This is a genomic window from Pseudomonas sp. GW821-FHT01E10 (assembly GCF_059422365.1).
Genome location: NZ_JBWKWT010000003.1, coordinates 142,043 through 162,555, shown reverse-complemented (window position 1 = coordinate 162,555; position 20,513 = coordinate 142,043). Strand labels below are relative to the sequence as shown.

18 protein-coding genes are annotated in these 20,513 nt (G+C 59.8%); 8 read left to right on the top strand and 10 right to left on the bottom strand.

All coding sequences use genetic code 11. From position 1 onward, the window contains the following. Nucleotides 1–148: 148 nt before the first annotated feature. Nucleotides 149–1,609 carry a membrane-bound lytic murein transglycosylase MltF gene (gene mltF, locus AC07V0_RS07220; protein WP_018927086.1) on the top strand — a complete coding sequence of 487 codons (1,461 nt, stop codon included), beginning with the start codon at nucleotides 149–151 and terminating at the stop codon, nucleotides 1,607–1,609. A gap of 129 nt (nucleotides 1,610–1,738) precedes the next feature. Here mltF and pdxJ read toward each other — a convergent pair whose 3' ends face one another. The 8 genes from pdxJ to lptF all read right to left on the bottom strand — a co-directional run bounded on the left by pdxJ (nucleotide 1,739) and on the right by lptF (nucleotide 10,294). After that, a complete protein-coding gene (gene pdxJ / locus AC07V0_RS07215) occupies nucleotides 1,739–2,485 on the bottom strand; it encodes a pyridoxine 5'-phosphate synthase (RefSeq protein WP_007936221.1) in 747 nt (248 codons plus the stop codon). 50 nt (nucleotides 2,486–2,535) lie between these two features. Continuing rightward, nucleotides 2,536–3,225, bottom strand: coding sequence for a DNA repair protein RecO (gene recO, locus AC07V0_RS07210; RefSeq protein WP_018927087.1), 690 nt, complete (start codon nucleotides 3,223–3,225; stop codon nucleotides 2,536–2,538). 230 nt (nucleotides 3,226–3,455) lie between these two features. Further along, entirely contained in the window at nucleotides 3,456–4,358 is a 903-nt protein-coding gene (gene era, locus AC07V0_RS07205; protein ID WP_018927088.1) for a GTPase Era, read from the bottom strand. Next, nucleotides 4,351–5,040, bottom strand: coding sequence for a ribonuclease III (gene rnc / locus AC07V0_RS07200; protein ID WP_018927089.1), 690 nt, complete (start codon nucleotides 5,038–5,040; stop codon nucleotides 4,351–4,353). Before rnc ends, era begins: the two co-directional genes overlap by 8 nt. A gap of 184 nt (nucleotides 5,041–5,224) precedes the next feature. After that, nucleotides 5,225–6,079, bottom strand: a complete 855-nt coding sequence (lepB, locus tag AC07V0_RS07195; RefSeq protein WP_018927091.1) for a signal peptidase I — start codon at nucleotides 6,077–6,079, stop codon at nucleotides 5,225–5,227. Between the two features lie 5 nt (nucleotides 6,080–6,084). Then, the gene (lepA, locus tag AC07V0_RS07190; protein WP_018927092.1) at nucleotides 6,085–7,884 is read right to left on the bottom strand and encodes a translation elongation factor 4; all 1,800 of its coding nucleotides are present in this window, start codon (nucleotides 7,882–7,884) and stop codon (nucleotides 6,085–6,087) included. A 237-nt stretch (nucleotides 7,885–8,121) separates the two neighbouring features. Continuing rightward, nucleotides 8,122–9,183: an LPS export ABC transporter permease LptG gene (gene lptG, locus AC07V0_RS07185; protein ID WP_064620160.1), complete on the bottom strand. Its 1,062-nt coding sequence runs from the start codon at nucleotides 9,181–9,183 to the stop codon at nucleotides 8,122–8,124. Next, nucleotides 9,176–10,294: an LPS export ABC transporter permease LptF gene (gene lptF, locus AC07V0_RS07180; RefSeq protein WP_064620163.1), complete on the bottom strand. Its 1,119-nt coding sequence runs from the start codon at nucleotides 10,292–10,294 to the stop codon at nucleotides 9,176–9,178. Before lptF ends, lptG begins: the two co-directional genes overlap by 8 nt. A gap of 295 nt (nucleotides 10,295–10,589) precedes the next feature. Between lptF and AC07V0_RS07175 the strand changes: the two genes are divergently transcribed. The 5 genes from AC07V0_RS07175 to rlmF all read left to right on the top strand — a co-directional run bounded on the left by AC07V0_RS07175 (nucleotide 10,590) and on the right by rlmF (nucleotide 17,271). Then, complete coding sequence (locus tag AC07V0_RS07175; RefSeq protein WP_086944739.1) at nucleotides 10,590–12,080, top strand: leucyl aminopeptidase; 1,491 nt, start codon at nucleotides 10,590–10,592, stop codon at nucleotides 12,078–12,080. A gap of 60 nt (nucleotides 12,081–12,140) precedes the next feature. Next, nucleotides 12,141–12,569, top strand: a complete 429-nt coding sequence (locus AC07V0_RS07170; protein WP_018927096.1) for a DNA polymerase III subunit chi — start codon at nucleotides 12,141–12,143, stop codon at nucleotides 12,567–12,569. 8 nt (nucleotides 12,570–12,577) lie between these two features. Continuing rightward, nucleotides 12,578–12,961 (top strand): hypothetical protein, encoded by a 384-nt coding sequence (locus AC07V0_RS07165; protein WP_018927097.1) that lies wholly within the window; start codon nucleotides 12,578–12,580, stop codon nucleotides 12,959–12,961. A gap of 265 nt (nucleotides 12,962–13,226) precedes the next feature. Next, nucleotides 13,227–16,073 (top strand): valine--tRNA ligase, encoded by a 2,847-nt coding sequence (locus tag AC07V0_RS07160; protein WP_086944738.1) that lies wholly within the window; start codon nucleotides 13,227–13,229, stop codon nucleotides 16,071–16,073. Nucleotides 16,074–16,248: 175 nt separating this feature from the next. Next, nucleotides 16,249–17,271: a 23S rRNA (adenine(1618)-N(6))-methyltransferase RlmF gene (gene rlmF / locus AC07V0_RS07155; RefSeq protein WP_018927099.1), complete on the top strand. Its 1,023-nt coding sequence runs from the start codon at nucleotides 16,249–16,251 to the stop codon at nucleotides 17,269–17,271. 100 nt (nucleotides 17,272–17,371) lie between these two features. Here the strand turns inward: rlmF and AC07V0_RS07150 are convergent, their stop codons facing one another. Continuing rightward, entirely contained in the window at nucleotides 17,372–17,653 is a 282-nt protein-coding gene (locus tag AC07V0_RS07150; RefSeq protein ID WP_007905514.1) for an HU family DNA-binding protein, read from the bottom strand. A 397-nt stretch (nucleotides 17,654–18,050) separates the two neighbouring features. On the opposite strand from AC07V0_RS07150, the gene yejK reads away from it, so the two are divergent. Together yejK and AC07V0_RS07140 are read left to right on the top strand one after the other, a co-directional pair. Further along, nucleotides 18,051–19,055, top strand: coding sequence for a nucleoid-associated protein YejK (gene yejK / locus AC07V0_RS07145; RefSeq protein WP_019581084.1), 1,005 nt, complete (start codon nucleotides 18,051–18,053; stop codon nucleotides 19,053–19,055). Beyond that, nucleotides 19,055–19,405: a glutaredoxin family protein gene (locus tag AC07V0_RS07140; RefSeq protein WP_018927101.1), complete on the top strand. Its 351-nt coding sequence runs from the start codon at nucleotides 19,055–19,057 to the stop codon at nucleotides 19,403–19,405. Before yejK ends, AC07V0_RS07140 begins: the two co-directional genes overlap by 1 nt. Before the next feature lie 152 nt (nucleotides 19,406–19,557). Here AC07V0_RS07140 and AC07V0_RS07135 read toward each other — a convergent pair whose 3' ends face one another. Beyond that, nucleotides 19,558–20,493, bottom strand: a complete 936-nt coding sequence (locus AC07V0_RS07135; RefSeq protein ID WP_086944737.1) for a glutathione S-transferase family protein — start codon at nucleotides 20,491–20,493, stop codon at nucleotides 19,558–19,560. Between the last annotated feature and the right edge of the window lie 20 nt (nucleotides 20,494–20,513).

Sequence of the window (20,513 nt, the reverse complement as noted above, 5' to 3'; positions counted from 1 at the left end):
ACAGGTGCGCGCCGGGGGTTATTTTTTCTGTCATAAAATGCTGTTCGGGCCCATTCCTGCGGGCTCCAAGCGGGTTTTTGAAGCCCTAGCAGACAAGCCCTTCTCTGTCGAGATATGGCGCTCGTGGTCCTTTGCGTATACTGCGCAGATGTTTTTCCCAACGGCTTTGCGTCCGCGGTACGCCAAATGGCTGATCGCAACCGGACTCTTCCTGATGCTCAGTGGCTGTGTTGATAAACCCAACACGCTGGAGCGCGTAAAGGAGGATGGCGTGCTGCGGGTGGTTACCCGGAACAGCCCCGCCACCTACTTTCAGGATCGCAATGGTGAAACCGGCTTCGAATACGAGCTGGTGAAGCGCTTCGCCGACGATCTGGGGGTCGAACTCAAGATCGAAACCGCCGACAATCTCGACGACCTGTTCAATCAGGTGGGCAAGCCAAATGGCCCGGTGCTGGCCGCTGCCGGCCTGGTCAGCAGCGAGGACCGCAAAAAGCAGGTGCGGTTTTCCCATTCCTACCTCGAAGTCACCCCGCAGATCATCTATCGCAACGGCCAGTCGCGGCCGACCGACGCAGGCGATCTGGTCGGCAAGAAGATCATCGTGCTCAAGGGCAGCACCCACGCCGAGCAATTGGCAGAGCTGAAAAAGAAATATCCCGGCATTGAATACGAAGAGTCCGACGCAGTTGAAGTCGTCGACCTGCTGCGTATGGTCGACGAAGGTCAAATCGACCTGACCCTGGTCGACTCCAACGAAGTGGCGATGAACCAGGTCTACTTCCCCAACGTGCGGGTCGCCTTCGACCTCGGTGATGCCAGCAACCAGAGCTGGGCCGTGGCCGCCGGCGATGACAACAGCCTGCTCAACGAAATCAACACCTACCTCGACAAAGTAAAGCAAAACGGCACCCTGCAACGCCTCAAAGACCGCTACTACGGGCATGTCGACGTACTCGGCTACATGGGCGCCACCACCTTCGCCCAGCACTTGCAGCAACGACTGCCCAAATACGAACAGCACTTCAAGGCGTCCGCCAAGAAAGAAAAAGTCGACTGGCGCCTGCTGGCGGCAATCGGTTATCAGGAATCGCTGTGGCAAGCGGCGGTCACGTCCAAGACCGGCGTGCGCGGATTGATGATGCTGACGCAGAACACGGCGCAAGCCATGGGCGTTTCCAATCGCCTAGACCCCAAGCAGAGCATCATGGGCGGCGCGAAATACCTGGTCTACATGAAGGATCAACTGGACGAGTCGATCCAGGAGCCGGATCGTACGTGGTTCGCGCTGGCCGCCTACAACGTGGGCAGCGGTCACCTGGATGACGCGCGAAAACTGGCAGCCAAGGAAGGGTTGAATCCGGACAAATGGCTGGACGTGAAGAAAATACTGCCCCGCCTTTCGCAGAAGCAGTGGTACAGCAAGACTCGTTATGGCTACGCCCGTGGCGGCGAACCGGTGCATTTCGTGGCGAACATCCGTCGCTACTACGACATCCTGACGTGGGTCACGCAGCCGCAGCTCGAAGGCACCCAGGTCGCCGAGGGCAACCTGCATGTGCCGGGGGTCGACAAGACCAAGCCGAGCCAGGAAACCCCACCGCTTTAAATTATTGTTGTCTCCGATGACGCCTTCGCGGGCAAGCACCGCTCCTACAGGTTTGCGTCGAACACACAATTGCGTATCGACACGAAACTGTAGGAGCGAGGCTTGCCCGCGAAGGCAGCACCGCCGATCTCAACCCTTTAGTGCAGCAGCCAGAATCAGCGCCTTCATCTCCGACACTGCCGACTTGAACCCGACGAACAACGCATGGGCCACCAGCGCATGGCCGATGTTCAGTTCGTTGATGCCCTTGATTGCCGCAACAGCCTCGACGTTGTGATAGTGCAAACCATGGCCGGCGTTGACGATCAGGCCTTGGGCCAGACCGAATGCCACGCCATCGGCCACACGCTTGAGCTCTTCAGCAACTTCGGTTGGCGTCTCGGCGTCCGCGTAACGCCCGGTGTGCAATTCAATGGCCGGCGCGCCCACACGACGGGACGCCTCAATCTGCCGCTCGTCAGCGTCGATGAACAGCGACACTTCGCAGCCAATCTTCGCCAGGCGATCCACCGCCGCCTTGATCCGCGCTTCCTGCCCCGCTACGTCCAGACCGCCTTCAGTGGTCAGTTCCTGACGGGTTTCCGGCACCAGGCAAACGTGCGCCGGGCGGATACGCTCGGCGAACGCCATCATTTCTTCGGTGACGCCCATTTCGAAATTCATGCGGGTTTGCAGCACGTCCTTGAGCAGCAGGACATCGCGCTCCTGAATGTGCCGGCGGTCTTCACGCAGATGCACGGTGATGCCGTCAGCGCCCGCCTCCTCCGCGTCCAGCGCTGCCTTGACCGGATCCGGGTAACGAGTACCCCGGGCCTGACGCAGGGTGGCAACGTGGTCGATGTTCACGCCAAGAAGAATGCGATTGCTGGTGGTCACGGAAGCGCTCCTGAAGAAGGGGGAAGTTCGGTGCACAGCATACGGGGAGACTACGGCTTTCGAAACAACTCACGACTAACCAATGGACGCCCCCCCAAGTGAACGGCCAACGCCTGACGCATCAAGCGCTTGGCGGCGGACAGCGCACCGGGCGCGGACCAGTCGGCATCGGCCATGGCCAGCAGTTCGGTACCGTTGAACAGGCCTGGTTGCAACAAGTAAACCCGCTCAAGACCCGCATCCACCTGCAAGCGGTAGAGACCGTCCGGCGCAATGGGGTCGCCATGGATGTCGGTATTCAGCGCGAAGCCATAACCGAGATCATCGAGCAGTCGCCATTCGAAGGAGCGCAGCAATGGTTCCAGTGGTCGACCTTCGGCCAGGGCAAGCAAGGTCGCGGCGTAGTGATCGAAAACCGCGGGATGAGGATCTTCGGCGGGCAGCAAGCGGATCAGCAATTCGTTGAGGTAGAGACCACTGAACAGCGCTTCGCCATTGAGCCAGGTGGAAACGCCGGCGCTTTCCATGCGGCCGACATTCTTCAGTTCGCCCCGGCCACGGAACTCGACTTCCAGCGGCACGAACGGCCGCGCCAACGTCCCGGCCTTGCCCCGCGCACTGCGCAACACCGCCCGCAGCCGACCTTGCGGCGTGAGGAAATCCACCAGCGCACTGCTTTCGCGGTAGGCGCGGGAATGGAGCACGTAGGCGGGTTGGCCGATGGGCGGGCTGGATGACATCAGTTTCCGAATCTCTGGAGATCCACTGTGGCGAGGGAGCTTGTCGGAACGCCGCACCGTCCCGCTGGACTGCGAAGCGGCCCCAAAACCATGCACCTCAGTGTTTCAGGTAAAACCGCGATGCCAGGATTTACGACTGCTTCGCCCGGGCGCGGATCGGCCGAACGGGAGCAAGCTCCCTCGCCACAAAAGCTCGCTCCTACAATTGAATCGATGTGCTGCTTGACGATTTACAGGTCGCCGTAACCCAGCGAACGCAAGGCGCGCTCGTCGTCAGACCAGCCACCTTTCACCTTGACCCACAGATTGAGCATGATCTTGGAGTCGAACAGCAGCTCCATGTCCTTGCGCGCTTCGGTGCCGATGCGCTTGATGCGCTCGCCCTTGTCGCCAATGATGATTTTCTTCTGACCGTCACGTTCAACGAGGATCAAAGCGTGAATGTGCAGGGTTTTGCCCTGCTGCTTGAACTCTTCGATTTCCACGGTGATCTGGTACGGCAGCTCGGCGCCCATCTGACGCATGATTTTTTCGCGTACCAGTTCAGCCGCAAGGAAGCGGCTGCTGCGGTCGGTGATCTGATCTTCCGGGAAGAAGTGATCGTTTTCCGGCAGGTGCTCGGCGATCACTCGCTCCAGCGTGTCAAGGTTGTGCCCGTGCTGGGCCGAGATCGGCATGATCTGCGCGTTCGGCAGCTGTTCCTGCAACCAGGTCAGGTGCGGCATCAGCTCGGATTTGTCTTCGATGCGGTCGGTCTTGTTCAGCGCCACGATCAGCGGACCGGTCACGTACTGAACGCGCTCGAGGACCATCTGGTCTTCGTCGGTCCACTTGGTACGGTCAACCACGAAGATCACCACGTCGACGTCTTTCAACGCCGCCGAAGCGGTCTTGTTCATGTAACGGTTCAGGGCCTTTTCGCCGCCCTTGTGCATACCCGGGGTGTCGACGTAGATCGCCTGAACGTCGCCTTCGGTCTTGATGCCCAGCATGTTGTGGCGGGTGGTCTGCGGCTTGCGTGAGGTGATCGCCAGTTTCTGACCCAGAATGTGGTTCAGCAGCGTGGACTTGCCCACGTTGGGACGGCCGACGATGGCAACATAGCCACAGCGAGTTGCGGTTGAATCAGTCATTGCCATTCTCCACACCCAGGGCAATCAGTGCTGCGGCGGCCGCTACCTGTTCGGCAATACGACGACTCACACCCTGACCTCGGCTTTTTTCATTCAGTAAGATGATTTCACATTCGACGAAGAACGTCCGGCAATGCGGCTCACCCTGGATATCCACCACTTCGTAACGCGGCAGCTCACAACCACGGGACTGCAGGAATTCCTGCAGGCGGGTTTTCGGATCTTTGTTGGTGTCGACCAGCGTCAGGCCTTCGAACTCTCCGGCCAGCCAGGCCAGCACGCGTTCGCGCGCCACCTCCATGCCGGCGTCCAGGTAGATCGCACCGATCAGCGCTTCGAGGGCATCGGCCAGAATCGACTCGCGACGGAAACCGCCGCTTTTCAATTCGCCGGAGCCCAGGCGCAGGTATTCACCCAGGTCGAAGCCACGAGCCAGTACGGCCAGGGTCTCACCTTTCACCAGGCGTGCGCGCAAACGCGACAACTGGCCTTCACGGGCCAGCGGGAAGCGATCGAACAGCGCCTCGCCGGCGACGAAATTGAGGATGGCATCGCCGAGGAATTCCAGGCGTTCGTTGTTGCGCCCGGCAAAACTGCGGTGAGTCAGGGCCAGGACCATCAGTTCCTGATCCTTGAAGGTGTAACCGAGCTGACGCTCGAGACGGCTTAAGGAGACGCTCACGGTTTACCCACGCTGAGTTCGTGGTTGGATTCCACCGCCAGGGCCTTGATGCGGCGCAGGCTTGGGACAATTAACGCTGTGTTCAAAAATAACGTCCTGAATATCGTTGTTTTCATGCTCCTGTCGCCGATTGTGCCGACTCCAGAAATGCATTCGGCGCTGTGTTCAACAGCGCCGTGTGTGATTACTTGATCAGACCAACCCGCGAGAAATTCGGCAGGTGACCGAGTTTGGGTTCCGGCCAGCTCATCCAGACTGCGAAGGCCTTGCCGACGATATTCTTGTCGGGAACCATGCCCAGCAGATCCTTGGGAATGCTCGGATCATCCCAGTAGCGACTGTCGTTCGAGTTGTCGCGGTTGTCGCCCATCATGAAGTAGTGCCCGGCCGGCACGGTCCACGAATGGTCCGGCGTTGCGCGGTAGCGGCTCATTTCCTTGCGGATCAGGTGCTCGGCGGCGCCAAGTTTTTCCTTGTAGAGCTCAGCGCTACCCAACGTGCCCGGCTCGGAGCCGACCAGTTGTTCGGCAATCGACTCACCATTGACGAACAGGCGCTTGTCGGCGGTGTAGCGAATCTGATCGCCCGGCAGGCCCACTACACGCTTGATGTAGTTGACGTTCGGGTCGCTCGGGTAGCGGAACACCATCACATCGCCGCGCTGCGGATCACCGACTTCGATGACTTTCTTGTCGATCACCGGCAAGCGGATCCCGTAAGAAAACTTGTTCACCAGAATGAAGTCACCGACATCCAGGGTTGGCTTCATTGAGCCGGAAGGAATCTGGAACGGTTCCACCAGGAACGAACGCAGCACCAGCACGATGAACAACACCGGGAAGAACGACTTGCCGTATTCGACCAGCAGCGGCTCTTTGTTCAGTTTCTCGATCACTACCATGTCAGCCTGGCTGACGCTCCCCTGATAGGAGTTGATGGCAGCCCGGCGCCGTGGCGCCAGGAACAGCAGATCGAGCAACGCCAACAGGCCGCAGACGAACACGGCGATGACCAGCAACAGCGGGAAATTTAGTGACATAGGACCTAACTATCCAACCTGAGCACGGCAAGGAAGGCTTCTTGTGGAATTTCCACGTTACCGACCTGCTTCATGCGTTTTTTACCGGCCTTTTGCTTTTCCAGCAGCTTTTTCTTACGGCTGACGTCACCACCGTAGCATTTGGCCAATACGTTCTTTCTGAGTGCCTTGACGGTTGTACGCGCCACAATCTGACCGCCAATGGCGGCCTGGATTGCCACGTCGAACATCTGCCGCGGAATCAGGTCTTTCATCTTCTCGGTCAACTGGCGACCTTTGTAGTGCGAGTTGTCACGGTGCACGATCAGCGCCAGAGCGTCGACCTTGTCGCCGTTGATCAGCACGTCCAGTTTCACCAGGCTGGCCGATTGGTAACGATCGAAATGGTAGTCCAGAGAAGCATAGCCGCGACTGGTGGATTTCAAACGATCAAAGAAGTCCAGCACCACTTCGTTCATCGGCAGGTCGTAGGTCACTTGTACCTGGGAGCCGAGGAACAGCATATCGACCTGTACGCCACGTTTTTCGATACACAGGGTAATGACGTTACCCAAGTGCTCTTGCGGCACAAGAATATTGGCGCGCACGATTGGCTCGCGCATGTCTTCGATGGCAGACAGGTCTGGCAGCTTGGACGGGTTATCGACGTAGATCGTCTCGCCGGTCTTGAGCAGCAGCTCGAAGATTACCGTCGGCGCCGTGGTAATCAGGTCCAGGTTGTATTCGCGCTCCAGGCGCTCCTGGATGATTTCCATGTGCAGCATGCCGAGGAAGCCGCAACGGAAGCCGAAACCCAGTGCGTCTGAGCTTTCCGGTGTGTATTGCAGCGACGAATCGTTGAGGGTGAGCTTTTGCAGCGCCTCGCGGAAGTCTTCGAAGTCGTCGGAGCTGACCGGGAACAGGCCGGCGTACACCTGCGGCTGAATGCGTTTGAAGCCTGGCAGCACATCGACGTCCGGCGTCGAGCTCAAGGTCAGGGTATCGCCCACTGGCGCACCGTGAATGTCCTTGATGCTGGCGATGATGAAGCCTACTTCACCGGCCTTCAGGTCGACGGTAGGGGTGTGCTTCGGGTTGAATACACCGACGCTGTCCACCAGGTGGATCTTGCCGGTGGACTTGACCAGAATCTTGTCGCCCTTCTTCACCCGACCGTGGCGCACACGAACCAGGGAAACAACGCCAAGGTAGTTGTCGAACCAGGAGTCGATGATCAACGCTTGCAACGGATCTTCGATGTTGCCGGTCGGCGCGGGAATGGTGTGAACCAGACGCTCGAGCACTTCATCGACGCCCAGGCCGGTCTTGGCACTGCACTCGACCGCGTCGGTGGCATCGATGCCGATGATTTTTTCGATTTCTTCCTTGACGCGCTCCGGATCGGCCTGTGGCAGGTCGATCTTGTTCAGCACCGGCATGACTTCCAGGCCCTGCTCGATCGCCGTGTAGCAGTTGGCAACCGACTGCGCCTCGACGCCCTGACCGGCATCGACCACCAGCAACGCCCCTTCACAAGCCGCCAGCGACCGGCTGACTTCATAGGTGAAGTCGACGTGGCCCGGGGTATCAATGAAGTTCAGCTGGTAGTTAATGCCATCGCGGGCTTTGTAATACAGGGTGACGCTGTGGGCCTTGATGGTGATCCCGCGTTCACGTTCCAGGTCCATGGAATCCAGCACCTGGGCTTCCATTTCGCGCTCGGCAAGGCCGCCGCACATCTGGATGAAGCGATCGGCCAGCGTCGACTTGCCATGGTCAATGTGGGCGATGATGGAGAAATTGCGGATATGACTCAAATCACTCACGGATCAACACTCAAAAAGGCTGCAGGCATAGCCCGCCGAAAAATAGCCGGGAATTGTACCTGATCCACGGCGCAAGCGTCACGTTTGCAGGTCAGACGGCGCCTACAAAAACGCCCCGGTCTTGCGACAGGGGCGTTTTTGGCGACTTTTGTAGGAGCCGGCTTGCTGGCGATGGGGACGCCGCGGTGGGTCTGGATGACCGCAGCGATGCCATCGCCAGCAAGCCGGCTCCTACAATCAACCGGCCCGGCGCAGCAACCAGACCCCGGCCAGGGCGCAGACACCGGCCGGCACCAGCACCGCAAACAGCGGCGAGAAGCCGAACACCAGGCTCGAAGGCCCGAGCAAATCCTGGACGATACGGAAGGTGAAGCCCACCAGTACACCAGTGAAGACCCGCTGACCGAGGGTCACCGAACGCAGCGGACCGAAGATGAAGGAAATCGCCATCAACACCAATGCAGCGGTCACCAGCGGCTGCAACACCTTTACCCAAAACGCCAGCCAGTAACGACCGTTGCTCAGGCCCTGGTCAGCCAGGTAGTGGATGTAATTCCACAGACCGCTAATCGACAACGACTCGGGCGCCATCACCACGGTACTCAGCAGTTGCGGGCTCAGGGCTATTTCCCAGCGCTCCACAGGGGCAGTCACCACTTCGGTACTTTTGTCATGGAACAGCGTGGTCGTGACATCTGTCAGTTGCCAGTGATCGGTATCGAATTCCGCACGTTTGGCGAAGCTCGAAGACAGCATGTGGCGTTGATCGTCAAAACGATAACGGGTCACGCCGTACAGCAGACCGTTGGGTTGCACGGAGTTGACGTGAATGAACTCATCACCCTGACGGTGCCACAAACCGTGCTTGGCGCTTTGCGCATCGCCACTGCCCTGGGCCAGCGAGCGGTTGGCTTGAGCGGTGATTTCCGTGGCCGGTGCGACGTACTCGCCAATTACCAGCCCTACCACCATCAGGATCAGCATCGGCTTCATCACGGCCCAGACGATCCGACCGATGGACACACCGGCGGCACGCATGATGGTCAGCTCGCTGTGACTGGCCAGACTGCCGAGGCCAATCAGGCAACCGATCAGCGCCGCCATCGGCAACATGTCGTACAGGCGGCGCGGCGCGGTCAGCAACACGTAACTCAGTACATCCATCAACGTGTAGGTATCGCTGACGTCGCTCATCTCATCGATGAAGGCGAACAGCGTTGCCAAGCCCAGAATGATCCCAAGCACCGCCAGGATCGCGATGAACACGCTGCTACCGATGTAGCGATCGAGCTTATCCACGGGCCACCTCCAGCGCGCTGCGGCGACTCGCCATCTTCAAGCTCAGCGACTCCCAATACAGCAAGCCAAGACCGATGGCCAGGAAGATTGCATGCACCCACCACAAGCCCAACACCGGCGGGATCTTGCCCTTTTCAAGGGCGCCGCGAGCGGCAATCAGGATGGTCAGGTAAGCCATATAAAGAAGAATCGCCGGCAGCAGCTTGAGGAAACGGCCCTGGCGCGGGTTGACCCGCGACAGCGGCACCGCCATCAGGGTCACGATGAAGACCAGCAACGGCAGGGACAGGCGCCATTGCAGTTCGGTACGCGAGCGGATGTCGTCGCTGCTCAGCAAGGAACTGGTGGTCATCGCATCGCGGTCGGTCACTTCGTCGCTGACGTCCGGCTTGGCCAGCAATACGCCGTACTCGTCGTACTTGATGGCGCGGTAGTCGGCCTGACCCGGATTACCGTCGTAGCGGTAGCCGTTGTCGAGGATCAGGTAACGGTTGCCATCGGGCCTGATTTCCTGATGGCCCTTCTCGGCTACCAGTACGGAAATCCCCCGATCCTTGTTGTCGGAACTGACATTCTTTTGCGAAATGAACACGCCGCCCAGATTGATGCGGTCATCCGACAGTTGCTCGGTGTAGGTCACCCGAGTGCCGTCGCGCAAGGCCTGGAAGCGACCCGGCTCGAGGGTGTCGAACTCGGTCAGTGCATCCTGCTTGTTCAACAGCAGCTGGAACTGGTTGGCACCTTGCGGTGCCAGGCTCAGGCTCAGCCACGCCACGATCAGGGCAACCAGGGTGGCCGGAAAAAGAGTCATGGCGAACAGACGCTGCTGGCTCATGCCAGTAGCAGACAACACGGTCATTTCGCTTTCGAGGTACAGACGACCGTAGGCCAGCAAGATCCCGAGAAACAGCCCCAAAGGCAGAATCAGCTGCAGGAAGCCCGGCAGGCGATAGCCCATGATCAGGAACAGCGAACCTGGATCCAGGAGCCCAGAGGCCGCCTGGGCGAGGTATTTGATGAAGCGTCCGCTCATGATGATGACCAGCAGCACGGCGCTGACGGCGCTCAAGGTCAACAGGACTTCGCGGGATAGATAACGGAAGACAATCAAACCAGACACTCCAGGGTTGTCAGGCTAAGCGGCCAAACAAACAAACGTATCAGCCGGCCCGCAGGGCAGGGCCGCCGAAAAAGATGGCGCATTATCCTGTGATTGAGTGCGCCTGTCACTGCGCATGCTCAAGCAAGCACCTGAACCGCTGAAGTTCGCATATCCGAGGGTTGTCAGGCGCAGGCAGCGAGGTTCAAACTGCGGCCTTTGTCGCTGGCAACACACCGGCGCCTTTCTACTTATAGGCAAGCCTCTGCGCGTCGCGCAGTTTGACCATTAATTCAGGGACCCGGACATGGAACTGGTTGTAAAAAGCGTTAGCCCGGAAACGTTGAAGACCGCCACGTTGGTAGTCTCCGTCCGCGAAGGCCGCAAGCTCGGCACCGTTGCCAAACAACTCGACGAACTGAGCGGCGGCGCTATCAGCGCAGTGCTCAAGCGCGGCGACCTGGCCGGCAAAGTCGGCCAAAACCTGTTGCTGCACAGCCTGCCCAACCTCAAGGCCGAACGCGTGCTGCTGGTGGGCGTGGGCAAGGATGAAGAACTGGGCGATCGCCCGTTCCGCAAAATCATCGCCGGCATCCTCAATACCCTGAAAGGCCTGGGCGGCAGCGATGCAGTGCTGGCCCTGGACGAAGTGGTGGTCAAGGGCCGTGACAGCTATGGCAAGACCCGCCTGCTGGCCGAAACACTGGTGGACGGCGAGTACATCTTCGAACAGTTCAAGAGCCAGAAAGCCGACCCGCGCTCCCTGAAGAAAGTCACTCTGGTGACCATCAAGGCGGCACAGGCTGAAGTCGAACGCGCCGTGGCCCACGCCACCGCGATCGCCAACGGCATGGCCTTCACCCGTGACCTGGGCAACCTGCCGCCGAACATCTGCCACCCGACATTCCTTGGTGAACAAGCCAAGAACCTGGGCAAAGAGTTCAAAAGCCTGAAGGTCGAAGTCCTCGATGAGAAGAAGATCAAGGACCTGGGCATGGGTTCGTTCTACGCCGTTGGCCAGGGCAGCGCCCAGCCACCGCGCCTGATCGTCATGCAATACAACGGCGGCAAGAAATCCGAGAAGCCGTACGCCCTCGTCGGCAAAGGCATCACCTTCGACACCGGCGGCATCAGCCTCAAGCCAGGCGCCGGCATGGATGAGATGAAGTACGACATGGGCGGCGCCGCCAGCGTGTTCGGCACCCTGCGTGCCGTGCTTGAGCTGAAACTGCCGATCAACCTGGTGTGCATCCTGGCCTGCGCCGAGAACATGCCGAGCGGCAACGCTTCGCGTCCGGGCGACATCGTCACCACCATGAGCGGCCAGACAGTTGAAATCCTCAATACCGACGCCGAAGGCCGTCTGGTGCTGTGCGATGCCCTGACCTACTCCGAACGCTTCAAGCCGCAAGCGGTGATCGACATCGCCACCCTGACCGGTGCTTGTGTCGTGGCACTGGGCGCCCACACCTCGGGCCTGCTGGGCAACAACGACGAACTGATCGGCCAGCTGCTGAGCGCCGGCCAAGCCGCCGACGACCGCGCCTGGCAACTGCCGCTGTTCGATGAGTATCAAGAGCAGCTGGACAGCCCGTTCGCCGACATCGCCAACATCGGCGGCCCGAAAGCCGGCACCATCACCGCCGCCTGCTTCCTGTCGCGCTTCACCAAGAACCTGAACTGGGCACACCTGGACATCGCCGGCACAGCCTGGACCAGCGGCGGCAAGGACAAGGGCGCCACTGGCCGTCCGGTTCCCCTGCTGACCCAATACCTGCTGGACCGCGCCAAAGCCTGAAACCGATGACTTGCAGCGGCGTCACTCTCGGGTGACGCCGCTTGCAACTCAGGAACCGCAATGACCAAAGTCGACTTCTATATCCTGCCCAGCGCCGATCCTTCGGCGCGGCTGGATTTCGCCTGCAAGCTCACCGAAAAAGCCTGGCGCATGGGCCACCGCATTTACCTGCATTGCAGCGATGCCGCCCAGCGTGATGCGCTCGATGCGCGGTTGTGGGCGTTCAAGGGCGAAAGCTTCGTGCCCCACGGCCCTGCCGAAAGCGAGCCGGACGGTTTGATTGTGTTGGGTCTTGGCGATGACTGCGGTCAGCATCAGGATCTGCTGGTCAATCTCGACCTGAAAGTCCCGGCCTTTGCCAGACAATTCGCCCGCGTGGCGGAAGTGGTGGTGGAAGACCCGGCGATTCGTGCGGCTGCGCGGGAGAGTTTTCGTTTCTACCGCGAACAGGGCTATCCTCTGCAAGATCACCGTTTACAGCGACTCTGAGCATTCCGATGGACACTCCAAAACCACCGCAAAAGTCCGTGCACCTGCTGGAAGACCTTGAGTCGATCCGCCAACTGCTCGGCGATGACAACCTGCAACCGCCGTTGCTGACCGACGCCGTCATTGAAGGCGACCAGGAACAGATTCCCATGCTGTTCGACACCGTCGGCCATGCGCCCCAGGTCGAACCGCCACCACCCGCCCCGGCCGCCCAGCCGGCCCCTGCCGCCAACAAGGGCCCCGATGCCCTGTTGCACCTGGATAGCGAGCTGCGCGCCGCCGCGCAATTGATCATGCAAGACGTGATCGACGACTTCGCCCCGCACATCGAAACCGAAATCAAACGCCGCCTTGATGCACGGATGGAACGGTTGCTTAGCCAGTACGAGTAACCTTGAGCCGAGCGGGCTTCTGTGGCGAGGGAGCTTGCTCCCGCTCGGCTGCGAAGCAGCCGCAAAACCCGAACACTCGGTGTACCTGATACACCTGACTTGATGGTCCGGGGCCGCTTCGCGCCCCAACGGGAGCAAGCTCCCTCGCCACGAGTCCCTTTCACAATTTGATCTGCGCCCTGTCCGCCCCTGCTCGCCCTACGCCCCGTGCCCCGCTATACTTCCCGGCTTTTCCTGAATAAATGCCAATAGGGTCCCGCCGCGCATGGATAAGACCTACCAGCCGCACGCCATTGAAACTTCCTGGTACAACACCTGGGAGTCCGAGAACTACTTCGCCCCTCAAGGCGAGGGCGAGTCCTACACCATCATGATCCCGCCGCCGAACGTCACCGGCAGCCTGCACATGGGTCACGGCTTCAACAACGCGATCATGGACGCCCTGATCCGTTTCCGCCGCATGCAGGGTCGCAACACCCTGTGGCAGCCAGGCACCGACCACGCCGGTATCGCCACGCAAATGCTGGTGGAGCGTCAACTCGAAGCTCAGGGCCAGAATCGTCACGATCTGGGCCGTGAGAAATTCCTCGAGAAAGTCTGGGAATGGAAGGATCAGTCCGGCGGCAACATCAGCCGTCAGATCCGCCGCCTCGGCTCGTCCGTGGATTGGAGCCGTGAGCGCTTCACCATGGACGACGGCCTCTCGGAGGCGGTGAAAGAAGCCTTCGTGCGCCTGCACGAGGACGGTCTGATCTATCGCGGCAAGCGTCTGGTCAACTGGGACACCAAGCTGCACACGGCGATTTCCGACCTTGAAGTGGAAAACCACGACGAGAAAGGTTTCCTGTGGAACCTGAAGTACCCGCTGGCCGATGGCGCCAAAACCGCTGAAGGCAACGACTACCTGATCGTCGCGACCACGCGTCCGGAAACCATGCTCGGCGACGCCGCCGTGGCCGTTAACCCGAACGATGAACGCTACAAAGCCCTGATCGGCAAATTTGTCGAGCTGCCGCTGGTTGGCCGCCGCATCCCGATCATCGCCGACGATTACTGCGACCCTGAATTCGGCACCGGCTGCGTGAAAATCACCCCGGCCCACGATTTCAACGACTACGAAGTCGGCAAGCGCCACAACCTGCCGCTGCTGAACATCTTCGACAAAAACGCCCATGTGCTGCCTGCGGCCCAGGTGTTCAATCTCGACGGCACACTGAACGAGAGCATCGACGGCAAGATCCCGGCCGAATACGCCGGCCTCGACCGCTTCGAAGCGCGCAAGCAGATCGTGGCAGCGTTCGAAGCCGCCGGCCTGCTGGTCAGCGTCGACGACCACGCCCTGAAAGTGCCTAAAGGCGACCGCTCCGGCACCATCATCGAGCCGTGGCTGACCGACCAGTGGTACGTGTCCACCAAGCCATTGGCCGAGCCGGCCATCGCCGCGGTTGAAGATGGCCGCATTCAGTTCGTGCCAAAGCAGTACGAAAACATGTACTTCTCGTGGATGCGCGATATCCAGGACTGGTGCATCAGCCGTCAGCTGTGGTGGGGCCACCGGATTCCGGCCTGGTACGACGAGTCGGGCAAGGTCTATGTCGGTCGCGACGAAGCCGAAGTGCGTGCCAAGCACAACCTCGGGCCGGACGTTGCGCTGCAACAAGACAACGACGTTCTGGATACCTGGTTCAGTTCGGGCCTGTGGACCTTCTCCACCCTCGGCTGGCCGGAACAGACCGAATTCCTTAAGAAATTCCACTCCACCGACGTGCTGGTGACCGGTTTCGACATCATTTTCTTCTGGGTTGCCCGGATGATCATGCTCACCATGCACTTGGTGAAAAATGAAGACGGCACGCCGCAGGTTCCATTCAAGACCGTGTATGTGCACGGTCTGGTACGTGATGGCCAGGGCCAGAAGATGTCCAAGTCCAAGGGTAACGTCCTGGACCCGCTGGACATCATTGACGGTATCGAACTGGAAGATCTGGTGCAGAAACGCACCTCCGGCATGATGCAGCCGAAACTGGCGAAGAAGATCGAGAAGCAGACCCGCGACGAGTTCGCCGACGGCATCGCCAGCTACGGCACCGACGCCCTGCGCTTCACGTTCTGCTCGCTGGCGTCCACCGGTCGCGACATCAAGTTCGACATGGGCCGCGTCGAAGGCTACCGCAACTTCTGCAACAAGATCTGGAACGCCGCGCGCTACGTACTGGACAAGGGTGAAGACTGCGGCCAGAACGGCGAAGCCTATGAGCTCTCGCTGGCGGATCGCTGGATCATCTCGCAGTTGCAACGCACTGAAGCCGAAGTGACCCGTCAGCTCGATCAGTTCCGTTTCGACCTGGCAGCACAAGCCTTGTACGAGTTCATCTGGAACCAGTATTGCGACTGGTACCTGGAACTGTCCAAGCCTGTGCTGTGGGACGAAAACGCGCCGGTCGAGCGTCAGCGCGGCACCCGTCGCACTCTGGTTCGAGTGCTGGAAGTCGCTTTGCGCCTGGCTCACCCGTTCATGCCATTCATCACCGAAGAAATCTGGCAGCGCGTCGCACCGCTCGCCGGTATTCAAGGCAAGACGATCATGCTGCAACCTTGGCCAGTGGCCGTTGAGGCACGCATCGACCAGGCTGCCGAAGACGATATCGAATGGCTCAAGGGTCTGATGCTCGGCACCCGTAACATCCGCGGTGAAATGAACATCGGTCCAGGCAAGCCGCTGAACCTGTTCCTGAAAAACGTCAGCGCCGAAGATCAGCGTCGACTCACCGAGAACGAAGCCCTGCTGAAGAAGCTGGCGCGCCTGGAATCGATCACTGTTCTGAAGGCTGGCGAAGAAGCACCACTGTCCGCCACCGCACTGGTTGGCGAGATGGAAGTGCTGGTGCCGATGGCCGGCCTGATCGACAAGGACGCCGAACTGGCGCGCCTGGACAAGGAAATCCTGCGTTTGCAGGGCGAAGTTCAGCGCGTCGGCGGCAAGCTGTCCAACGCCGGTTTCGTCGACAAGGCTCCGGCCGAAGTCATCGAGAAGGAACGCGCCAAACTGGCTGAAGCTGAACAGGCTTTGGGCAAGCTGGCCGAGCAACATGCGCGGATTGCCAGTTTGTAACGGCACATCGCAATGAAACAGGGAGGCCCCAGCGGCCTCCCTTTTTTATGCCCGCTACATTCTCCCAAACACCCGCTGCCACACGGACATGCGGCGATCTTCACAATTGGGTGACCAGCAGCTGGATGTGGGACAATACCCGCCACTTTTAGCCATACCCGAATCGACCTCGCCCATGACCGCCCCCAGCACACCCAAACCTGCGCGCAAAAAGCCTAAACCCGCGACCCCGGCCAAAGCCGTGGAGCCACGCGAGAAGGCCAGCCTGCACCCGCGCAATCGCCATCAGGGTCGTTACGACTTCCCGGCGCTGATCAAGAGCACGCCGGAACTGGCGAAGTTCGTGATCATCAATCCGTACGGCAAGGAGAGCATCGACTTCGCCAGCCCGGACGCGGTGCGAGTGTTCAACCGGGCGCTGCTCAAGGCGTTCTATGGCATCGCCCATTGGGACATCCCGGCCGACTACCTGTGCCCGCCGGTTCCGGGCCGTGCCGACTACGTGCACTTCCTGGCCGACCTGCTGGCCAGCGTCAACGACGGCGAGATCCCTCGCGGCGCGCCGGTCAAGGTGCTCGATATCGGCATGGGCGCCAACTGCGTCTATCCGCTGATCGGCTACAGCGACTACCGTTGGCACTTCCTCGGCTCGGAAATCGACCCGATAGCCGTAGCCTCAGCCAAAGCCATCGTGCAGTCCAACGGGCTGAACAAAGCCATCCAGCTTCGCCAGCAAACTAATCCCAAGCACATTCTGTTGGGCTTGCTCGAACCCGGCGAACGCTTTGACCTGACGATGTGCAACCCGCCGTTCCACGCCTCGATGGACGAGGCGACCAAGGGTAGCGTGCGTAAATGGCGCGCGCTGGGCCGCGCCGACCCAAAACGCAAACTGCCGGTGCTGAACTTTGGCGGGCAATCGGCCGAACTGTGGTGTGAAGGTGGCGAGGCACGGTTTGTGACGCAACTAATCGCCGAGAGCGCGCACTTTCAACACAAAGTGCTTTGGTTCAGCACCCTGGTCTCGAAAGCCTCGAACCTGCCGGCGATCCAGACGGCGCTGAAAAAGGCCGGCGTATTGGAAAGCCAGGTCGTGGAAATGTCCCAAGGGCAGAAGCAAAGTCGCTTCGTCGCCTGGACCTTCCAGACCAAATCCGAGCAACAGGTCTGGCGCGAGCGCTGGGCCCGCAAAAGCTGAGTAACAACCGAGACAGCGATTGAGCCTGATCAATCGCTGAATCGCAGACACAAAAAAACCGTGCCCGGATTGCTCCGGAGCACGGTTTTTTTAACAAGTCTTACTTGTTGACAGCGTCGGTCAGGCCTTTGGCCACAACCAGCTTGATCACTTTCTTGGCAGCGATTTCGATGGCAGCGCCAGTCGAAGGGTTGCGGCCGGTACGGGCAGGACGCTCAGTCACTTTCAGCTTGCCGATACCTGGCAGAGTGATTTCGCCGCCGTTTTCCAGCTGATCGGCAACGATTTGGCCCAGTTGGTCCAGAGCGTTACGCGCGGTGGTTTTTGGCGCGTCGATAGCTTCAGCGATGTCGGCGATCAGTTGGTCTTTAGTAAGAGCCATTGTAGTGTTCCTTCCCTATCAAATTCATATGGATTGCAGAGTGCAGTGTCAGCCATCGAGCCCGATCTTCTGGATCTGGCACCCTCGGCCATAACCACGACGAGTCGGGGTTATAGATACCGAAATCAGGGTTTGGTTCGACCTGACAAATGCTGAATGCACGCTTAACGCAGTGACTTCGCGTAAGACCGGGCAAAACTAGCACAGAGACGGGGAAATATCCGCCTCTAGCTACCCATTTGGTCAGCTTTATTGCTCTAAATCGGGAAAAAATCACATCAGGGTCGCCGGAGAGCTTCGAATTGCCCTTCGGACCACGCCAAAACCAGTGGTTGCGGTACACTGGGCGCTTTTTCGGGGGAGCACGCCCTCCTCTCTCCAATCAGCCGAGAAGCCCATGCCGATCCGTCATTGCATCGTCCACCTGATCGACAAAAAACCCGACGGCACACCCGCAGTTCTTCACGCCCGCGACTCTGAACTGGCTGAGTCCGCGGCCATCGAGAACATGCTCGCCGACTTGAACGAAAGCTATAACGCCAAACAGGGCAAAGCCTGGGGGCTGTTCCATCCGGAGTCCGGCGCGTTTCCATTCAGCGGCTGGCTGAAGGAATACCTCGACGGTGGTCGTGATTTCACGGCCTTCAGCCGGGTGGCGGTCGAACATCTGCAAAAGCTGATGGAAGAATCCAACCTCTCGGTCGGTGGCCATGTGCTGTTTGCGCATTACCAGCAAGGCATGACCGATTACCTGGCCATCGCCCTGCTGCACCACAGCGAAGGCGTGGCGGTGACCGATCAGCTGGACGTGACCCCTTCGCGACATCTGGACCTTGGCCAGTTGCACCTGGCGGCGCGGATAAACGTCTCCGAGTGGCAGAACAACAAGCAGTCCAAGCAGTACATCTCGTTCATCAAAGGCAAGAACGGCAAAAAGGTTTCGGAGTACTTCCGCGACTTCATCGGCTGCCAGGAAGGCGTCGACGGCCCCGGTGAAACCCGCACTCTGCTCAAGGCGTTCAGTGACTTCGTCGAAAGCGAAGACCTGCCGGAAGAGTCCGCGCGTGAGAAGACCAAGACCCTGGTGGATTACGCCAGCAGCCAGGCCAAAATGGGCGAGCCCATGGGCCTGGAAGAGTTGTCCGGACTGATCGACGAAGATCGCCCGAAAGCCTTCTACGATCACATCCGCAACAAGGACTACGGCCTGTCCCCGGAGATCCCGGCGGACAAGCGCACCCTGAACCAGTTCCGCCGCTTCACCGGCCGCGCCGAAGGCCTGTCGATCAGTTTCGAAGCGCACCTGTTGGGTTCGAAGATCGAATACGACGAGGAGGCCGGCACGCTGATCATCAAAGGCCTGCCGACCCAACTGACCGACCAGCTCAAGCGACGCAACTGATGCTCGGCGGCGTGTTGAAAAAATTCCTGCTGATCCTGCTGGTGGTCGTGGTTTACCAGAACTGGGGCAAGATCGAACGGGTACTTCACCCCTCGCAGGTGGTGTCCGAGCAGACCCAGGCCAAGGCCAACGTCGTGCTCTACGCCACTGACTGGTGCGGCTACTGCAAGCTGACCCGGCGCTTCCTCGATCAGAAAGGTATTCCGTACAAGGAATTCGATATCGAGAAGGATGCCGTGGCGCGCAAAGCCTATGAGGCACTCGGCGGACGCGGGATTCCGATCATCGATGTGAATGGAACGTTGATTCGCGGGTATGACCCGGACCAGGTGCTTGCGGCGCTGAAATAACCATCAGCTTCAAACAATCCTGTGGCGAGGGGGCTTGCCCCCGTTCGGCTGCGCAGCAGTCGCAATTTCCCGTGGATACGGTTTTCTCATCGAAATGCTGGGGCCGCTTCGCGACCCAACGGGGGCAAGCCCCCTCGCCACAGGTGCGTACGTCAGCAAGCCTCTATGCGAAACCCGAACCGCGGAAAGTGCACATGCACCACACCGGCCCGCTCGTCTTCACGGCGCACAATCAACTCTTCGCTGCCGGCAAACATCAACTCACCCGCCACCGGATCAACCCCGTAATCGGTCGCTGCAATCACCACCTGCTGGCCAACCTCGAACCCGTTCGGCTCATCGAACTGCTCATCCGGCAACGGGGCCGGTGTGGCATTGCGGGCAATCTCTAGCGCTTGCTCGGCCGTCATCTCGCTGAATGCGCCATGACCAAAACCCATCACGCGGCCAAACCACGCCGAAACGGCCGGATAAGCATCCACTAACGGTGACGTCACGTGCGTCGCCTTGAGGAACCACAGCGAGTGAGCCAGGGCAAAGTCGGCAATCGACGGTTCGCCGAACAGGAAGTCCCCCTGCTCGCGTTGAAGCTGCTGCTCCAGACGCGCCATGATCGTTGGCCACTGATGCTTTGCCTGCTCGGCCGACAACCGAGTGGCACTGCCACCGCTGAACAAGCCGGAGCGATCGGCCAGAAATGCCTTGATCGCTTCCGGCGACAATTTGCCGAAGCGCACCGCTACCGATTCTGGCTGGAACACCAGGCTGACTGCATGCTGGAACACCACCGAATCGGCCCATGCCGCGAAGGTCGCCGTGACCATTTCCTGGCCTTCCGGGAAAAACGCCGGCGACGCTTTTTCCTGCTCCAGACGACGAGCGATCAACGCGGTGTCGCAATAGACATCAGCACCGATCTGCAACACCGGCGTCTTGCGGTAGCCGCCGGTCAGGGCCGTCAGGTCGGGTTTTGGCATCACCGGCGAGATCATCACAGAGCGCCAGGACAACCCCTTGAAACCCAGCAGCAAGCGGGCCTTTTCGGCGAAAGGGGACGTCGGGTAATGATGCAGAATCAACTCGGACATGCTCGGCTCCGCCGCTCGGA